The organism is Streptomyces sp. A0642 (genome assembly GCF_004795105.1).
GTDB lineage: Bacteria > Actinomycetota > Actinomycetes > Streptomycetales > Streptomycetaceae > Streptomyces.
In genome coordinates, this window is record NZ_SSBL01000005.1 from 373028 (window position 1) to 388518 (window position 15491).

General features: G+C 72.2%; 13 protein-coding genes. 2 read left to right on the forward strand and 11 right to left on the reverse strand.

The window, feature by feature from the left end:
* Window positions 1-276: 276 nt before the first annotated feature.
* From E6R60_RS13315 to pdhA, 7 genes are all read right to left on the reverse strand, one after another.
* A complete protein-coding gene (locus E6R60_RS13315; protein WP_136326702.1) occupies window positions 277-1266 on the reverse strand; it encodes an NAD(P)H-quinone oxidoreductase in 990 nt (329 codons plus the stop codon).
* A 300-nt stretch (window positions 1267-1566) separates the two neighbouring features.
* A complete protein-coding gene (locus E6R60_RS13320) occupies window positions 1567-2640 on the reverse strand; it encodes a potassium channel family protein (RefSeq protein WP_136326797.1) in 1074 nt (357 codons plus the stop codon).
* A gap of 20 nt (window positions 2641-2660) precedes the next feature.
* Window positions 2661-4427, reverse strand: a complete 1767-nt coding sequence (locus E6R60_RS13325; protein ID WP_206309404.1) for a molybdopterin molybdotransferase MoeA — start codon at window positions 4425-4427, stop codon at window positions 2661-2663.
* Window positions 4424-5272: an NTP transferase domain-containing protein gene (locus E6R60_RS13330; RefSeq protein ID WP_136326703.1), complete on the reverse strand. Its 849-nt coding sequence runs from the start codon at window positions 5270-5272 to the stop codon at window positions 4424-4426. The genes E6R60_RS13325 and E6R60_RS13330 overlap by 4 nt, the downstream gene beginning before the upstream one ends.
* 129 nt (window positions 5273-5401) lie before the next feature.
* Entirely contained in the window at window positions 5402-6841 is a 1440-nt protein-coding gene (locus E6R60_RS13335; RefSeq protein WP_136326704.1) for a dihydrolipoamide acetyltransferase family protein, read from the reverse strand.
* Entirely contained in the window at window positions 6841-7872 is a 1032-nt protein-coding gene (locus E6R60_RS13340; protein WP_136326705.1) for an alpha-ketoacid dehydrogenase subunit beta, read from the reverse strand. Before E6R60_RS13340 ends, E6R60_RS13335 begins: the two co-directional genes overlap by 1 nt.
* Window positions 7869-9032, reverse strand: a complete 1164-nt coding sequence (gene pdhA, locus E6R60_RS13345; protein ID WP_136326706.1) for a pyruvate dehydrogenase (acetyl-transferring) E1 component subunit alpha — start codon at window positions 9030-9032, stop codon at window positions 7869-7871. Before pdhA ends, E6R60_RS13340 begins: the two co-directional genes overlap by 4 nt.
* Window positions 9033-9293: 261 nt before the next feature.
* On the opposite strand from pdhA, the gene E6R60_RS13350 reads away from it, so the two are divergent.
* Window positions 9294-9800 (forward strand): Lrp/AsnC family transcriptional regulator, encoded by a 507-nt coding sequence (locus E6R60_RS13350; RefSeq protein WP_136326799.1) that lies wholly within the window; start codon window positions 9294-9296, stop codon window positions 9798-9800.
* 186 nt (window positions 9801-9986) lie between these two features.
* Here the strand turns inward: E6R60_RS13350 and E6R60_RS13355 are convergent, their stop codons facing one another.
* Window positions 9987-10580: a TetR/AcrR family transcriptional regulator gene (locus E6R60_RS13355; protein ID WP_136326707.1), complete on the reverse strand. Its 594-nt coding sequence runs from the start codon at window positions 10578-10580 to the stop codon at window positions 9987-9989.
* Window positions 10581-10703: 123 nt separating this feature from the next.
* On the opposite strand from E6R60_RS13355, the gene paaN reads away from it, so the two are divergent.
* A complete protein-coding gene (gene paaN / locus E6R60_RS13360; RefSeq protein WP_136326708.1) occupies window positions 10704-12404 on the forward strand; it encodes a phenylacetic acid degradation protein PaaN in 1701 nt (566 codons plus the stop codon).
* Between the two features lie 51 nt (window positions 12405-12455).
* Here paaN and E6R60_RS13365 read toward each other — a convergent pair whose 3' ends face one another.
* From E6R60_RS13365 to E6R60_RS13375, 3 genes are read right to left on the reverse strand one after another with little or no spacing between them, the layout of a single operon-like run.
* Window positions 12456-13235, reverse strand: coding sequence for a TrmH family RNA methyltransferase (locus E6R60_RS13365; protein WP_240802530.1), 780 nt, complete (start codon window positions 13233-13235; stop codon window positions 12456-12458).
* Window positions 13232-14533, reverse strand: a complete 1302-nt coding sequence (locus tag E6R60_RS13370) for an HTTM domain-containing protein (RefSeq protein WP_136326709.1) — start codon at window positions 14531-14533, stop codon at window positions 13232-13234. Before E6R60_RS13370 ends, E6R60_RS13365 begins: the two co-directional genes overlap by 4 nt.
* Complete coding sequence (locus E6R60_RS13375; RefSeq protein WP_136326710.1) at window positions 14530-15426, reverse strand: DUF5819 family protein; 897 nt, start codon at window positions 15424-15426, stop codon at window positions 14530-14532. The genes E6R60_RS13370 and E6R60_RS13375 overlap by 4 nt, the downstream gene beginning before the upstream one ends.
* Window positions 15427-15491: the final 65 nt, after the last annotated feature.

The following is a 15491-nucleotide window of genomic DNA, read 5'->3' on the forward strand; positions in this document are numbered from 1 at the left end:
CGGGTTGTCGCGCGGCTGCCACCCCGTTGTCGTCCTGGCCGTGGCCCGGCTGCAGTCCGGTCGTAGCCCGCTTGTCGACTGGCCGTGGCCCAGCTGCAGTCCGGGTCGCGGCCCGGCTTTCATCGGGTTGTCGACGCGGCTGTCGTCCTGGCCGTAGTCCCGGCCAGATCCGTATCTACCGCTTTCACCTCTGCCGTTTCACCCGAAGGGCCCGCCACGCTTGCTCGTGGCGGGCCCTTCCTGCTCTCAGCCTCCCCCAGGGCTCGGGTCCAGGGCTCAGGTCGTCGCGGTTGTCTGAAGGAGCACCTTGCCTACGTGGGTGCTGGACTCCATCACCCGGTGGGCCTCCGCGGCGTCCCGCATCGGCAGGGTGCGGTCCACGACCGGCCGGACGACGCCGTCGGCGATCAGGGGCCAGACGTGTTCGCGTACGGCGGCGACGATCGCGGCCTTCTCGGCGAGCGGGCGCCCGCGCAGCGACGTCGCCGTGACGGCGGCCCGCTTGTTCAGCAGGGTGCCGAGATTCAGCTCGCCCTTGGCTCCGCCCTGGAGACCGATGATCGCGAGCCGCCCGTTGGCGGCGAGTGCCTGCACGTTGCGGTCCAGGTACTTCGCGCCGACGATGTCGAGGATGACGTCCGCGCCCGCGCCGTCCGTCGCCTTGCGGATCTCCTCGACGAAGTCCTGCTCCCGGTAGTCGATCAGGATGTCGGCGCCCAGCTCGGCACAGCGCGCGAGCTTTTCGGGACCGCCGGCGGTCACGGCGACCCGGGCGCCGACCGCCTTGGCGAGCTGGATCGCCATCGTGCCGATGCCGCTGGAGCCGCCATGGATCAACAGAGTCTCGGCGGGGCGCAGATGCGCCACCATGAACACGTTGGACCAGACGGTGGACGTCACTTCGGGCAGCGCTGCGGCCAGGATGAGGTCGAGCCCGTCCGGTACGGGGAGCAACTGCCCTGCGGGGACGACGACCTTCTCCGCATAGCCGCCGCCCGCGAGGAGCGCGCACACCTCGTCGCCGACCGACCAGCCGACGACGCCGGGGCCCAGGGCCGAAATCCGGCCCGCACACTCCAGGCCGGGGTAGGCGGACGCGCCGGGCGGCGGGTTGTAGAAGCCCTGCCGCTGGAGCACATCGGCCCGGTTGACCGCGCTGGACACCACCTCGACGAGGACCTCGCCCTCGCCGGGTACGGGGTCGGGCACCTCGGCCCACACGAGCGCCTCGGGGCCACCGGGTTCGGGGATCGTGATCGCATACATGGCCGCGAGGCTACTCCGTGGCGCCGTTCCGGCGGCGAACCAGCGCCGCCCGGCCCCCGTCGTCCGCAAAGGCGCGACCCGGCCGCCGGGCCCGGGCGGTGGGGCGGTGGGGCGGTCCGGCCGCCGGTGTCGGCGGTGGCGCGGTGTGGCCCCCGGGCGTCCGCGGCGGTGCGGTCCGGCCGTCCACGCGTCCGCGATGGAGCGGTCCCGCCGCCGAGGCGTGATGCGGACCGCCGACCGTCCCCGCCGTATCGCGGCAGACCGGCCCGTCCCGGGCCGGGCGCCCGGAGGGTCGCTCGCTCAGCCGCGCGGGGCGGCTTGCGGCGGGTGGTTCAGGGGCGGTTCGTTGGAGGCGCGCACGATCGTGATCAGCCGGTCCGTCAGCTGCAGCGGACTGGCCGCCGGATCGTCGTACCCCAGAAGCCGGTGCCCCCGCAGGACGCTGACCACGAGGTCATCCGTCTCCCGGACGCCCCTGCCCACCTCGGCCTTTATCACCGGCCGTTCGACCAGGTCGAGCCCGCTGCCCTGCTGGATCAGGTCCTCCATCACCGTGCCCGCGCTGGGGCTGAGCACGGACAGGCCGAGCAGCCGACCCGCCGCACTGGCGCTCGTGATCACGGCGTCGGCACCGGACTGCCTCAGCAGCGGAGCGTTCTCCTCCTCGCGCACCGCCGCCACGATCTTCGCGCCGCGATTGAGCTGACGCGCGGTCAGTGCGACGAGCACCGCCGTGTCGTCGCGCTGAGTGGCGATGATGATCTGGCGCGCCTTCGGCAGCTCGGCCCGCAGCAGCACATCGCTGCGCGTCGCGTCCCCGAGCACTCCGGTGAAGCCCTCCGCGTTGGCGATCTCTATCACCTTGGACGCCGGGTCGACGATGACGATCTGTTCCTTCCGCAGCCCGGTGGCACAGAGGGTCTGGATGGCGGAACGGCCCTTCGTGCCGAAGCCGACGACGATGGTGTGGTCACGCAAGTTGGTTCTCCAACGCTTCAGCCGGAAGTCCTCGCGGGTCCGTTCGGTGAGGACCTCAAGGGTGGTGCCGACCAGGATGATGAGGAAGAGCACGCGCAACGGTGTCACGAGCAGCACGTTCACGAGCCGGGCGCCGTCGGCGTACGGGGTGATGTCGCCGTATCCGGTGGTCGAGAGGGTGACCGTCGCGTAGTACACCGCGTCCAGGAGGTCGACCTTGTCGTCGGCCGCGTCGTGGTAGCCGTCACGGTCGAGCCACACGATCAACACCGTGACGGCGAGGACCATCAGAGCCATCAGCAGCCGCTTGGCGACCTGACGCGCCGGCCCGTCGACGACCCGGCGCGGAAGCATCACCCGGGTGGGGACGACATGTTCGTCGGCGCGCCTGGCCATCGCGTCATGGCCGGGAAGTTTCACGTGAAACACCCTTCAGTCCACGGCGTCGCCGGGGCCCACGGTAGATCGAGGATCTCCACCTCGGTGCCGGACCGTACCCCGCCCGGCTCCACAACAGCCAGCCCGTCCGCCGCAGCGACACCGCGCAGCATGGCGGGACCGTTGTAATGCAGGGGTACGACGTACTCCGTCCCCCCGCCGGTTCCGGTTGCGTCCCGGTGAGTTGCGGACGCGGGACCCCGTCCGGGGGCACCGGACGCCCGATGGACCACGGGGACGAGACGGGTGTCGTGCGGGTGGCCGTGTACGTCGTCGCGTACCGGCACGCGGTAGGGAGCCTCGGCGGGCCGGCCTGCCAGCCCTCGGAGCAACGGCTCGGCCAGGGTGAGCAGCCCGGACACGGCGGCCAGGGGGTTGCCGGGCAGCCCCACGACATACGGGCCTCGGTCAGCGAGCCGGGCCAGCAGCATCGGGTGGCCGGGGCGCACGGCGACTCCGTCGACGAGCAGCTCGGCACCGATCCGGGCCAGAACGGGGTGCACATGGTCGACGGGTCCTGCGGCGGTGCCGCCGGTGGTGACGATCAGGTCGGCCTCGGAGCCGGTGAGGGCCTGCCGCAGGGCCTCCGCGTCGTCGCCGAGGCGGCGTGGTGCCGAGACGTCGGCACCCAGCGCACGCAGCCAGGGGCCGATCATCGGACCCAGAGCGTCCCGGATCAGCCCGTCGCGCGGCAGCCCGGCCGGAAGGAGTTCGTCGCCGAGGACGAGGACGTCGACGCGCGGCCGGGGGCGCGCCGGCAGCTCGTCGTACCCGGCTGCCGCGGCCAGTCCGAGGACGGCGGGCGTCACGAGGGCCCCGGCGGGCAGCAGTTCGTCGCCCGAACGGCACTCCTGTCCGCGCGGCCTGATGTCCTGTCCGGGATCCACCTGGCGCTGCGCGTGCAGCAGCCCCTTGGCCTCGTCGGCGTAGGCGTGTTCGCTGCGGATGACCGCGGTCACGTCCGCCGGGATACGGGCGCCTGTGGCGATGCGGAGGGCTTCGCCGTCGGGGAGCGGGGCGGGGGCGGCATGGCCGGCGAGGATCCCCTCGCTGTCCCGGATGGTCCATGGTCCCGGCCCCGCGACCGCCCACCCGTCCATGGCGGAGGTGTCGAAGGAGGGAAGGTCGGTGAGCGCGGCCAGCGGCTCGGCGAGCACCTGCCCGAGCGCCTGGTCGAGAGGAAGCCGCACGGTACGGGAAGGAACCGCACGGCCGGCCCTGGCGGCGACCGCACGGGCCTCGCGCCACGCGAGCGCGCGGCCGTGCGCCCGGCCGTGCGGCGCGGGGGAGCCAGGGTGGGGGGGGTGGGAGTCGGCGGGAGAGCCGGGAGTGGTGCGGTGGGCGTCAGCGGTGGGGTTTCGGTCGCACGGGTAGGCGACCGGATCGGCGCCGGCCGGATCGGCGCCGGCCGGGTCCATGGCCCCGGGGCGGTGAGGGGACCGGCCGGAGGCCCGGGATCCGGGGTCCGGCGTTCTCCCTGCGTCCGCCCCCTGCGGTGCCTGGGGGCCGACCAGTGCGAGCGCCTGCGCCACCGCCCGCTCCTCGTCGGCTTCGGCCTCGGCAGCGCTGAGGCGCCCGGGCGCCCGGGCGGGTTCCGGAGCTGCTCGCCGGGTCCTCCCCGCCGCGCCGCCCGTCTCGGGTGCCCACCGGTGCTCCGGGGCCGGACGCAGCCGGTCCGACGCGGGTGGCGACAGCGGCCGGTCCGGCGCGGCCGGCCCTTCGCCGTTGCCGCTGGGGCCCGTCATGGCGTCTCGGTCTCGTCCGCCCACCGGAGGGCGAGCGCGGCGGCCTTCCGGGCGGCCTCGGCGACTGCCTCCGGACCGCCCCCGTCACCGCTCGCCTTCGCCGCCGCGTAGCCGACCAGGAAAGTCGTCAGGGGTGCGGCGGGCCGGGCGACGCCATGGGCGGCATCACGGGCGAGATCGAGCAGGACGCCGGTGTCGACGTCGAGTTCGATGCCCAGTTCGTTCTTGACTGCGGTGATCCATTCGTCCAGCACGGTCCCATGCTCCCTGATCCGGGCCCGGGCCGAAGCGATGTCCTCCCAGGTGTCGCAGTCGAACGACGCGAGCGGGTCCGCCGCCACCCTGGAAAGCCTCAGTTCCTGGGTGAGCAGCCGCAGGGGCAACCCCGCCAGACCGCCGTGTTCGGTGGCGAGGAGCCCCAGTTCGCGGCGCAGCGGCTCCGCGCGGTAGACGGCGACCAGCGGCTGGTCCCGGCCGTCCGGGTCGGTGCAGACAGCGCCCTCGGCGTCCCCCTGCCCGGCGGCTTCCAGCAACGCGCCCACCGTGTCGGCGCCCAGGAACGGCAGATCGGCGGAGAGCACGAGTACGCGCTCCGCCGCCGTGTGCCGCACCCCCGCACCGAGCGCGGCCAACGGGCCGCCGCCCTGAGGCTCTTCGCGCGTCCACGTCACCGCGCGCTCGGTGGGCCGCCGTCCTCCCACCACCACGGTGGTCGCGGCACCGGTGCAGGCGCCGAGGACCCGGTCGAGCAGCGCGCGGCCGCCGACCCGGAGCCCCGGCTTGTCGGCACCGCCGAGCCGCTTGGCGGCCCCTCCGGCGAGAACGATGGCGTCATACGCGGTCATGCCCCGAGTATGCGGGCCCGCCGTCCGACGGATCGCCCGCGTCCACGTTCCGGTGGATCAACGCGGAACGCGGATTCCCCCCGCCCACGTCCCGGTGGCTCAACACGGAACGGAACGGGGGACACCCGCCTACAGCGTCCGGAGCAGCACCGCCGGCTGTTCCACACAGTCGGCCACGTACCGCAGGAAACCTCCCGCCGTTCCCCCGTCGCAGACCCTGTGGTCGAAGGTCAGCGAGAGCTGCACGACCCGGCGCACGGCCAGTTCGCCCTCGTGCACCCACGGCTTGGGGACGATCCGGCCGACCCCGAGCATCGCCGCTTCCGGGTGGTTGACGATCGGCGTCGACCCGTCGACGCCGAACACCCCGTAGTTGTTGAGCGTGAACGTGCCACCGGTCAGCTCTGCCGGAGTCAGCGTCCCGGTCCTCGCCGCCTCGGTCAGCCGGGCGATCTCCGCCCCGATCGACTCGGCGTTGCGCGTGTGCGCGTCCCGGACCACGGGAACGACCAGACCGCGCTCGGTCTGGGCCGCGAACCCGAGATGGACCTCCGGCAGCCGCACGATCTCGCGCGCCTCCATGTCCACCGTGGAGTTCAGTTCGGGGTACCGGGCCAGCGCCGCCGTGCAGATGCGGGCGAGGAGCGCGAGCACCGACACCTTCGGGCCCGCACCGGGACCGCCGGCGCCGTTCATCGCCGCCCTGGCCGCCATCAGCTCGGTGGCATCGGCGTCCACCCAGCACGTGGCGTCGGGGATCTCACGCCGGCTGCGCGCCAGCTTGTCGGCGACCGCGCCCCGTACACCGCGCAAGGGAATCCGCTCCGCACCGGGAGCATTCGCGGACCGCCCCCCTGGCGTCGCACCGGGAGCGGCAGAAGCGGCCGAAGGGGCAGGAGCGGCCGAAGGGGCGGAGCCGACGACAGCAGGCGGAGATGTAGCCGCCCGGATGGCGGACTCCACATCGGCCCGCAGAATCAATCCGTCGGGCCCCGATCCCGCGAGCTGCCGCAGATCGAGGCCGTGCTGCCGCGCCAGCTTGCGCACCAGCGGAGAGACGACGGCGACCGGCCCCCGTACACCGTCCGCCACTCGTGCGGAGACCGCGGTCTCCGCCGGCGCGCCGACGACAGGGGACGCGGCGACAGGAGCACCGGCGGCTGCGGCGGAAGCCGACAGGCCTTCGGGCCGGACGCGGCGGCGTCGCACCGGCGGCGCCCCCGTCCCGTACCCCACCAGCACGTTCCCCGACCCGGACGGCTCCGCGCCGACGTCCGCCGCACCGGAGCCCGGCCCACCCGTTCCCGGCTCCGAAGGCTCCGCGGTCCCGACCGCAACCGTCAGCAGCGGGGCGCCGACGGGAAGTTCCGTTCCCTCCTCGCCGAACCGGGCGGTCACCACACCCCCGTACGGGCACGGCACCTCCACCATCGCCTTGGCCGTCTCGACCTCGACGACCGGCTGATCGATCGCGACGACGTCGCCGATCTCCACCAGCCAGCGCACGATCTCCGCCTCGGTCAGGCCCTCGCCGAGATCGGGAAGCTTGAATTCGAGCACCTGCGCCATCAGTTCTCCGCCTCCCACTGCAGTCGCGCGACGGCGTCCAGCACCCGGTCGACGCCCGGCAGGTGGTGGCGCTCCTGCATCGGCGGCGGATACGGAATGTCGAAGCCGGCGACTCGCAGCACCGGCGCCTCCAGGTGGTGGAAGCAGCGCTCGGTGATCCGGGCGGCGATCTCTCCGCCCGGGCCGCCGAAACCGGTGGACTCGTGGACGACGACCGCGCGGCCCGTACGCCGTACGGACGCGGCCACGGTCTCGTCGTCGAACGGCACCAGCGAACGCAGGTCGACGACTTCGAGGTCCCAGCCCTCCTCGACGGCGGCCTCCGCCGCCTCCATGCAGACCGGCAGGGACGGCCCGTACGTGATCAGCGTCGCGCTGCGTCCGGGGCGGCGCACGACCGCCCGTCCGATGGGCTCGACGGCGGCCGGCGCCTGCGGCGACCAGTCCGCCTTCGACCAGTAGAGCCGCTTGGGCTCCAGGAAGACCACCGGATCGTCGGACGCGATCGAGGCCCTCAGCAGCCCGTACGCGTCCTCGACCGTGGCGGGCGTGACGACATGGAGACCCGGGGTCGCCATGTAGTACGCCTCCGAGGAGTCGCTGTGGTGCTCGACGCCCCCGATCCCGCCGCCGTAGGGGACCCGCACGGTGATCGGCAGCGGCATCGCGCCCCCGGTCCGGTTGCGCATCTTGGCGACATGGCTGATGAGCTGCTCGAACGCCGGATAGGCGAAGGCGTCGAACTGCATCTCCACCACGGGCCGCAGCCCGTACATCGCCATGCCGACGGCGGCCCCGAGGATGCCCGCCTCCGCCAGCGGAGTGTCCGTGCACCGCGCGTCGCCGAATTCCTTCGCCAGACCGTCGGTGATCCGGAAGACCCCGCCGAGGGTCCCGACGTCCTCACCGAGGACGTGGACCGAGGGATCCTCGGCCATCGAGTCGCGCAGCGCGCGCCCGAGTGCCTGCGCCATGGTCGCGGGCTTGGCCTTCGCCGTCCGCTCCCGGGCCGTGGCCGCTGCGGTGGTCATCGCCCCGCACCCCCGTCTTCCGTGCCGTGTCCGTCGTGTTCCGCGTCCAGCTCGACCCGCAGGCGGGCCGCCTGCTCGCGCAGTTGCGCCGTCTGTTCCGCGTACACATGGGCGAAGAGGTCCATCGGGTCGAGCACCGGGTCCGCGTTCATCCGCTCCCTCAGCTGCGCGGCCATCCGCTCCGCGGCGGCACGCGCCTCCTCGATGCCGTCATCGCCGAGCAGTCCGCGCCCCGTCAGTTCGCGCTCCATGAGCTGGACGGGGTCGTGGGCGCGCCAGGCCTCGACCTCGCTGTCGCCGCGGTAGCGGGTGGCGTCGTCCGCGTTCGTGTGTGCGTCCATGCGATAGGTGACGGCCTCCACGAGCGTCGGCCCACCGCCGCTCCGGGCCCGTGCCACGGCCTCGGAGAGCACCTGGTGCACGGCCGGCGCGTCGTTGCCGTCGACCAGCCTGCCGGGCATGCCGTACCCCACGGCCTTGTGGGCCAGGGACGGCGCCGCGGTCTGCTTGGCCAGGGGGACGGAGATGGCGAAGCCGTTGTTCTGCACGAGGAAGACCACCGGGGCGCGCCAGACCGCCGCGAAGTTCAGTGCCTCGTGGAAGTCGCCTTCGCTGGTCCCGCCGTCACCGACCATCGCGAGCGCCACCACGTCGTCCCCCTTGAGCCGCGCCGCGTGGGCCAGACCCACGGCATGCGGCAACTGGGTGGCGAGCGGGGTGCACAGGGGGGCGATGCGGTGCTCGCGCGGGTCGTACCCGGTGTGGCGGTCTCCGCGCAGCAGGGTCAGGGCCTCGACGGGGTCGAGGCCGCGGGCCACGGCCGCGAGCGTGTCGCGGTAACTGGGGAAGAGCCAGTCCCGCTCCTCCAGCACCAGGGCGGCCGCGACCTCGCAGGCCTCCTGCCCGGTGCTCGACGGATAGACGGCGAGCCGTCCCTGCTTGGTGAGGGCGGTCGCTTGGGCGTTGTACCGCCGGCCGCGCACGAGCTCCGCGTAGAGCCGCAGCAACAGCGCCGGGTCGGCGTCGGCCACGGCGTCCGTACCGAGCACGCGGTACGGCTCCGGGTCCGGGAGCAGGGGCGCGGGATCGGTGAGCGGCTTCCAGGCCGGGGGCGGCGTGGGCCGGTAGGCGGCCGCGCCGGGCAGCTCTTGGACCGTCATGACAAGCACCTCCTGGCGTCGAGGGGTATCGAGCGACATCCGGCGGCACGGGGGTGCCCGGCGCCGAGTGGTGTTGATATAGGTCGACATAACGAAAGCCCTGCGAGGCACGGATGTGGTGTGCCTCACCTACCGATTGTTCGGTCGCGAGCGCATTTTGGCTACAGGCGCCTTCAGCCTGTGGACAAACGGTTCTCCACAGCCTGGGATGGGAACAGGTCGTCCAGGACGGGGAGGCACGCGAACATGGCAGCTGAACAAATGGCCGAGGGGGGCGGGGAGCCCGGCGAGGGCCACCCGGCACGGCCGCTCGACTCCATCGATCGCGCCATCCTCCGACTGCTCCAGACGGACGGCCGCGCATCGATACGTTCGGTGGCCGACCGCGTCCACGTATCGCGGGCCAACGCGTACGCCCGCATCAACCGGCTGCTCGACGACGGCGTGATCCGCGGCTTCAGCGCCCGGGTGGACCATGAGCGGGCGGGGCAGGGGGCCTCCGCGTACATCACGCTCAAGATCGTCCAGAATTCGTGGCGCACCGTGCGGGAGCAGCTCCAGGCACTGCCGGGCGCCACCCACATCGCGCTGGTCAGCGGCGACTTCGACGTGCTGCTGCTGGTGCACACCCCGGACAACCGGTCGCTGCGCGAGCTGGTCCTGACGAGGATCCAGTCCATTCCGGAGGTGCTGTCCACGCGCACCCTGCTGGTGTTCGAGGAGACGGACCTGGCCCCCGGCCCCGACCGGCCCCCGGAACTCGCCTGAACCGGGGCACCACAGCCGCGGGACGATGGCCCGGCAGCCGAACCGGGTCGGCGGCTGACTGATCCGCGGATGGACGGATGAGCGGCTGGACCGACCGCGACAGGACTGATCAGCGGCAGGACCGACCACACCAGGGCTGATCAGCGGTGGACGGCACGACGGTGAGGGGATCGGCCGCAGGACGGATCAGCGGCTGGACTTCATGCCTTCGAACGCCAGCTGCACGACGGTGTCGGCGAGCCGTTCCCCCTCGGCTCCGCCGTCCGGCAGTGGCCGGAACCACTCCACGAGCGAGTTGACCATCCCGAACAGCAGCCGCGTCGCCAGGCGTATGTCCACGTCGGAGCGGAGATCACCGTCCGCGACCGCCGCCTTGAGCAGATCGGCCACCCGCTGGTCGAACTCACGCCGCCGTTCGAGGGCCCAGCGCTCGGTCTTCGTGTTGCCCCGCACCCGCAGCAGCAGCGTGACGTAGGGCAGCTCGGCTATCAGCACCTCGACGGTGCGGCGCGTCACGTACTCGACGCGCTCGATCGCACGGCCCCGCGTCGCGCCCGGCTCGTCGAGGATGGCGAAGAGCCCGTCCAGCGCCCGGCTGACCGCACGCCGAAGGAGCTCTTCCTTGCCCGCGACATGGTGGTAGATGGACGACTTCGAGATGCCCGCCGCCTTCGACAGGTGCTCCATCGACGTGCCGTCGTAGCCGCGCTCGTTGAAGACACGGACGGCGACGGCGAGAAGGGTCTCCGGGGTGTACGTGTCCCGCTTGGCCGTGGTCATGCCCGCGATCCTCCCCTACGAGTTGTCCACAGGTTTCGTGGGCCCCCTTGTCCCGACCGATCGTTCGGTTACTCTAACTCTGTCCGCCCGTCCCTGCCCAGCTCGATGAGGAGTGGGTCCGTCATGGCCGCCGAGCTCTCCCCGCACCTGCTGTCCGAGAAGCACCGTCCCACGCTCGAACGGGCCCTCGACGCGATCCGTACGCGCGCCTACTGGTCGCCGCATCCCGAGCACCCGAAGGCGTACGGCGAGGGCGGCGCGCCCGGCAGCCTGGGCGCCGCCGAGGGCAAGGCCGCCTTCGACGCCGTGCTCCACACGCGTCTCGATCTGAACCAGCCCGGGACCGACGGCTGGACGGGCGGCGAGACCTCTCCGTACGGTCCGGAGCTGGCCGTCGAGTATCCGCACGCCGACCTCGACGTGCTGCTCCCCGCGATGCGGGCCGGCATCCCCGCCTGGCGGGAGGCCGGCCCGGAGACCAGGGCCCTGGTGTGCCTGGAGATCCTGGCGCGGATCAGCGCCCGCACGCACGAGTTCGGCCACGCGGTGATGCACACCAGCGGGCAGGCCTTCATGATGGCGTTCCAGGCCGGCGGCCCCCACGCACAGGACCGCGGTCTGGAGGCGGTGGCGTATGCGTACGAGGAGCAGATGCGCGCGCCCCGGAGCGCCGACTGGTCCAAGCCGCAGGGCAAGCGCGACCCGATCGACCTGCACAAGACGTTCACCGCGGCCGGACGCGGCATCTCGCTGCTGATCGGCTGCAACACGTTCCCCACGTGGAACGGCTACCCGGGCCTCTTCGCCTCTCTCGCCACCGGCAATCCGGTGCTGGTCAAGCCGCACCCCCGCGCGGTGCTCCCGCTGGCCCTCACCGTCCAGCTGGCGCGCGAGGTGCTCACGGAAGCGGGCTTCGATCCCAACCTGGTCGCGCTGGCCGCCGAGTATCCGGGCGAGGGCATCGCCAAGACCCTGGCGGTCCGCCCGGAGATCCGGATCATCGACTACACCGGCTCCACCGCGTTCGGTGACTGGCTGGAGGCCAACGCCCGCCAGGCACAGGTGTACACCGAGAAGGCCGGGGTCAACACGATCGTCCTCGACTCCACGGACGACTACCGCGGCATGCTCGCCAACCTGGCGTTCTCGCTCTCCCTGTACAGCGGCCAGATGTGCACCACCCCGCAGAACCTCCTGATCCCCCGGGACGGCATCACGACGGACGTCGGCGACAAGTCGTACGACGACGTGATCACGGACATCGCCGCCGCCGTCACCGGTCTCCTCGGCGACGACGCCCGGGCGAACGGCCTGCTCGGCGCCCTGGTCAACCCGGAGGTGAAGGCCCGCCTGGAGGCGGCCGCGCAGCTGGGCGAAGTCGCTCTGCCGTCAAGGGAAGTGGCCAACCCGGACTACCCCGAGGCGGTCGTCCGCACCCCGCTGATCGTCAAGCTCGACGGCAGCAAGCAGGACGACGAGCCGGCCTACCTGTCGGAGTGCTTCGGCCCGGTCTCGTTCGCGGTCGCCGTCGATTCCACGGCGGAGGCGGTGGACCTGCTGCGCCGCACCATCCGCGACCAGGGGGCCATGACGGTCGGCGCCTACACCACCTCACCGGAGGTGGAGCGCGCGGTGGAGAACGTCTGTCTGGACGAGTCGGCCCAGCTCTCCCTGAACCTCACGGGCGGGGTGTACGTCAACCAGACGGCGGCGTTCTCCGACTTCCACGGCTCGGGCGGGAACCCGGCGGCAAACGCGGCCCTGTGCGACGGGGCGTTCGTGTCCAACCGCTTCCGCACCCTGGAAGTACGCCGCCAGCGCTGAGCGGGTGGGCGATGAACCCCTGGAGGGGGAAGAGCAGCCCCCTCCAGGGGTTCATCGCTCCGGCCCCGGCGAAGCGGGGCCCCGGGCATGCCCAGGACCCCCTGCTCCACCCGCGGACTCCTCAATGACCGCGTACCGCTGCACCCACGCATGCATCGCAATCGCCGCCGCGGCCCCCGCATTGATCGACCGCGTCGACCCGAACTGCGCGATCGAACACACCATCGTCGCGTGCTTGCGGGCCTCTTCGGTCAGCCCCGGCCCCTCCTGCCCGAACAGCAGGACGCATCGCCGCGGCAGCTCGGTCCGCTCCAGTGGCACCGCGCCCGGCAGATTGTCGATGCCGATGATCGGCAGCCCCTCGGCCGCCGCCCAGGCGGTCAGGTCCGCGGTGTCCGGGTGGTGACGGACATGCTGGTAGCGGTCGGTGACCATCGCCCCGCGACGGTTCCAGCGCCGCCGCCCCACGATGTGCACCTCCTTGGCCAGGAACGCGTTCGCGGTGCGTACGACGGACCCGATGTTGAAGTCGTGGCCCCAGTTCTCCACCGCCACATGAAAGTCGTGCCGCCGCAGGTCGAGGTCGGCGACGATCGCCTCCCGGGTCCAGTAGCGGTACTCATCGCCCACATTGCGCCGGTCGCCGTGGGCGAGCAGCTCGGGGTCGTACCGCTCGTCCTCGGGCCAGGGCAGGGGATGCGGCCCGACGCCGATCTCCGTCCCGAACCCCTCGTCGTACTGCGCCGGCTCGCCCGTCGCCGACGCCACGGACGGGTCGTCCGCTGCGCCCGCACCATCGGTGCTGCCTGTACTGCCTGTCTCGCTGCTCACCCGACGAGCGTATGGCCCTCGCCGCCACGCTGCTGCGGTGCCTCCCGGTCCCCGGGACCGGCACCCGCACCAACGGCACCCGCATCCGCACCCGTATCGGCACCGGCCCCGGTCCCGTCCCGTGGCCCCGGCACCTCGCCACGCCCCCGCCCCCGACGCCGCAGCCGCCGCAGAAGCAGATCCCGCCCCAGCACCGCCTGCCCGCCGATCCACACCAGGAAGGCCGTCGGCAGGAACACCGCGTCCGCGGCGATCATGGCCATCGAGAAGAAGGGCAGTCCCAGCAGCAGGGCGATACCCGCGTGCTCGCAGATCATCAGGACGAGCAGCACGTTTTTGACGCGCCGGTTGAACAGGGTGAAGGGGAACGCGACCTGCACCATGACCGTGGCGTACGTCAGCACCATCACCATCACACCGCTCGACGCGAGAAGGTCCGAGAGGCCGGGCCAGGGCGTGAAGTAGTCCAGATTGAGCGGGTAGTACAGCGCCGTACCGTCCTGCCACCGAGACCCCTGGATCTTGTACCAGCCGGCGGTCGCGTAGATCAGGCAGACCTCGGCCATGATCAGGACGAGCGTCGCGTTGTGAGCGAGGTTGGCGATGACGTCGAGCAGTGTGCGCGGCTCACTGTCCGGTGCGTACCGGTTCACGGCCCACCACACGCCGTGCCCGATCCACAGGACCCAGAAGAAGACCGGCAGCCAGGACGTCCCGCCCAGGCTGCCCGTCACCGTGGCACCGCAGAGGGTGACGCCGAAGGCCGCCCACAGCAGCGGACCCGCCACCCCGCTCGGGCTCGGCTCCACGCCGCCCGTCCGCCGGGCACGGCGGGCGTCCAGGGACCAGACCTGCCCGCACCGCGTCAGCACCAGGTAGATCGCCATGAGGTGGATGACGTTGTCACCGCCGTCGCCCATGAAGATGCTGCGGTTCTGGAGGGAGAGCACGCCCACCATGAAGAGGAAGGACACGGCCCGGGTGTGCCAGCCCACCATCAGCAGGGCGGCGGCGACCAGGGCCAGCGCGTACACGGTTTCGAACCAGACGGCACTGTCCGACCACATCAGGGTGGTGAAGGCCTGGTTGCCGGAAGTGAGCTGCCGCGCCATGTCCCAGCGCCACGGGGCATCGGGTCCGTACATCTCCTGCCGGTGCGGAATCTCGCGCAGCAGGAACAGGAAGTAGGTGGCCGAGACGCCGATCCGGATGACGGCGCTCTGGTACGGCCCCAGGGGAGAGGCCGTGATGCGCTGGATGCCGCGGGCGACCACGCCGTCGGAGTCGGGTGTGCTCACTGGTCCGCCTCCTCGGAGGCGGCCGAGCCCTTGGGAAGGTCGGCCGCGGTGACGGTCCACCAGGGCAGGACCCGGTAGGACGGCTTGGTGCTGATCGTCTCGCCGCTCCACGCGGGGGCCGCCACGGACCGGATCTCGGACCGGACCTGGATCCTGAGGATGTCGCCGCCGTAGTCGTGCTCACTGAGGCGCAGCATCACGATGCGCCGAATGTACTGCTCGGAGAGCCGGCCGCGCAGCCCGTTGGGCCGGTTCCGGCTGTCGTGCGAGCCGAGGTAGAAGTCCCAGCCCCGGCGGAGTTCGTTCTGCTGGACGTGGCTGGGCAGCAGATTGCCGCGTATCGCCTTGCCGTCCTCGCCCGAAAGGCTCATCCAGGGGGTGGTCCGGCGCTTGTCCGTACCGGATATCTCGGCGCGCACGTGCACGGCGATGTTCTGCTGCAGGGGGTTGGGGGCGAAGAGCTTCCAGTTCTGCTCGAACTCGGGGTAGATCCACTCGTCGACCGCCTCGCCGTGCTGTTTGGTCAGCGTGTTGGCGGGCGCGACATGCAGGAACACCATGGCCAGCTGCACGCACCCCAGCATGCCGATCACCGACAGGGCCACAGCGGCGACGACCTGGTACGGGAACGAGAGCCCGGCCATGCCGGAACGCGGCCCGTCCCCGGTGCCCGGGCCCGCATCGACGCGGGGATCCGCTCGCGGACCTTCGTCGGCCGGGCCCGGAACGGAGGAAGGGACCGGCGTGGCCGGGTGGCCCGCACCGGCGCGCGGATCCGGCCCGTTACGGGGCTGCGGAACCGTCTGCGGGTCGAGGCCGGCCGCCCCCTCGCTCCCGCCCCCGGCACTCCCCCCGGCGTCCCCGCCGACGCCCTTGTCGTCGTACGAATCCATCCCGCCCCGATCCCCGTCGATCCCGGTCAGTTATCCACAGGGTTGACACCCTACGGGCCGCAGAC

Coding starts and splice junctions, on each gene's coding strand:
- paaN (WP_136326708.1), top strand. CDS start 10,704: ATGGCCGCCGAGCTCTCCCCGCACCTGCTGTCCGAGAAGCACCGTCCC.
- pdhA (WP_136326706.1), bottom strand. CDS start 9,032: ATGACGGTCCAAGAGCTGCCCGGCGCGGCCGCCTACCGGCCCACGCCG.
- E6R60_RS13355 (WP_136326707.1), bottom strand. CDS start 10,580: ATGACCACGGCCAAGCGGGACACGTACACCCCGGAGACCCTTCTCGCC.
- E6R60_RS13335 (WP_136326704.1), bottom strand. CDS start 6,841: ATGGCGCAGGTGCTCGAATTCAAGCTTCCCGATCTCGGCGAGGGCCTG.
- E6R60_RS13350 (WP_136326799.1), top strand. CDS start 9,294: ATGGCCGAGGGGGGCGGGGAGCCCGGCGAGGGCCACCCGGCACGGCCG.
- E6R60_RS13315 (WP_136326702.1), bottom strand. CDS start 1,266: ATGTATGCGATCACGATCCCCGAACCCGGTGGCCCCGAGGCGCTCGTG.
- E6R60_RS13330 (WP_136326703.1), bottom strand. CDS start 5,272: ATGACCGCGTATGACGCCATCGTTCTCGCCGGAGGGGCCGCCAAGCGG.
- E6R60_RS13320 (WP_136326797.1), bottom strand. CDS start 2,640: ATGGCCAGGCGCGCCGACGAACATGTCGTCCCCACCCGGGTGATGCTT.
- E6R60_RS13340 (WP_136326705.1), bottom strand. CDS start 7,872: ATGACCACCGCAGCGGCCACGGCCCGGGAGCGGACGGCGAAGGCCAAG.
- E6R60_RS13375 (WP_136326710.1), bottom strand. CDS start 15,426: ATGGATTCGTACGACGACAAGGGCGTCGGCGGGGACGCCGGGGGGAGT.
- E6R60_RS13325 (WP_206309404.1), bottom strand. CDS start 4,427: ATGACGGGCCCCAGCGGCAACGGCGAAGGGCCGGCCGCGCCGGACCGG.